General features: G+C 56.6%; 2 protein-coding genes. Both read left to right on the top strand.

Annotation, left to right across the window (positions count from 1 at the left end; translation table 11 throughout):
* Nucleotides 1–48 precede the first annotated feature (48 nt).
* The gene (locus J3353_RS15950) at nt 49–723 is read left to right on the top strand and encodes a type II toxin-antitoxin system PemK/MazF family toxin (protein WP_207685240.1); all 675 of its coding nucleotides are present in this window, start codon (nt 49–51) and stop codon (nt 721–723) included.
* Nucleotides 714–1523: a DUF6551 family protein gene (locus J3353_RS15955; protein WP_207685241.1), complete on the top strand. Its 810-nt coding sequence runs from the start codon at nt 714–716 to the stop codon at nt 1521–1523. Before J3353_RS15950 ends, J3353_RS15955 begins: the two co-directional genes overlap by 10 nt.
* Nucleotides 1524–1683: the final 160 nt, after the last annotated feature.

Below are 1683 nucleotides of genomic sequence, written 5' to 3' on the forward strand. Positions count from 1 at the left end.
GGAACATCCGGCAGCGGGCTTTGCACATAACAACATGGAGGTACAATTTTGCAGCAAAACTGGAACTTCCAACGCGGAGACATCTTCTTCACCCATTTCGGGGCGAGCACCGGCTCGGAACAGCACGGTGACCGCCCGGCGGTCATTCTTCAGAATGACGTGGGCAATTACCACTCTCCAACCCTGATCGTTGCGACCATGACAAGCAAGGCGGAAAAGAAAGTAAATCAGCCGACCCACTGCCTGTTGGAAAACGCAGGGTTGAATATGCCGTCTGTTGTGCAGGCAGAGCAGATCTTCACCATCGACAAAAGCCGGGCACTGAAGTATCTGGGGCATCTGACCCCGGAGGAGATGCGCCGGGTCGATGATGCAGTTCGCATCAGCCTTGCGCTGAACCCTATGGGCAGCATCCAGCAGATAGAGCCTATCCGGCGCTCTACGGCGGTTTATGCGCCGCCTGAGGTGGTGGATGGCAAACCGCCTGTCTACCCCTATACGCCCATCCGGTCGTCCTTTGAGAACGCCGGAAGCATCGAGGAAATGATGCTGTACACCGAGTTGCAATCCGCGGTTCATGCCATGATCCAGCGGTTGGAATACAGCTTCACCTTCAATCCCAGCCTGCTCACCAGCCCGAAGCGTAAGCAGCAGGTGACTGAGATCTTAGAAGAAGCTGAGAAGTACATTTGGAGAATCAAGGAGGAAATGCGATGCGCCTGAACGACAACAATACTTTCATTGGTATCAACCCGCCGTACCAGCTTTCGGTCATCCACAGCAGCAAGCTGATCTATCCCCGCGAGATCTACCAGCGGGGCGTAGAGCGCAAGAGGGTGGAGCTGATTGCAAGGGATTTCAACGAGTACATCGTTAACGAGCCGAAGGTCAGCTTCCGCAACGGCAGGTACTATGTAATGGACGGTCAGCACACCATCGAGGGCTGCATCCTCCTCAACGGCGGCGAGGACCGCCCGATCCTCTGCAAGGTCTACACCGGTCTGACGATGGAGCAGGAAGCCCTGCTCTTTGCGGAGCAGAACGGTCACTCTGCACCCCTGTCGGCGGGCATCAAGCTGCGCGCCAAGGTGGTGGGCGGCGATGCGCCCTCCAAGGCGTTTGTTGCAGCCACCAACCGGGTGGGGCTGTCCCTCAACTACGACAGTATGCAGCTGAGCGACTACCGCATCGGCTGCGTGGGCACGGCGCTGAAGCTGTACGACCAGCTGGGCGAAGAGATCTACTGCGAAGCTCTGCGGCACATCGTGGAAGCGTGGGAGGGCAAACCGGATTCCTTCCGGGCGGCTGTCCTGCGGGGCGTGATGTACTTTGTGCAGCTGTATCATGGGCAGTACAGCGAGGAGCGGCTTGTCCGTGCGCTGAGCGGCGTCCATCCCATGGAGCTCTACCGTGTCAGCCGGGATAACCCCGCCAAGCTTCCGGGCTGGCGGCGGTACGTTTACCCCATCTACACCACCTACAACGGCAAGTGCAGGAAAGACGCACTGCCGATGAAGTTCTAAGCTCAAATATCTCCTTTGGCAAGTGAGATGGTCCCCGAAAAAGACCATCACACTTTACATATAGTATTTTTTGCTGAATAATCGACATATTGAACTAGAAAGAGAGGACAGGAATGAGCGAGATCGCAGCCTGCACTTTGATTCAGGAAGAGCCTGACCG

The sequence above is a fragment of the Faecalibacterium sp. Marseille-Q4137 genome (assembly GCF_017377535.1).
In the GTDB taxonomy this organism is placed as follows: domain Bacteria; phylum Bacillota; class Clostridia; order Oscillospirales; family Ruminococcaceae; genus Faecalibacterium; species Faecalibacterium duncaniae.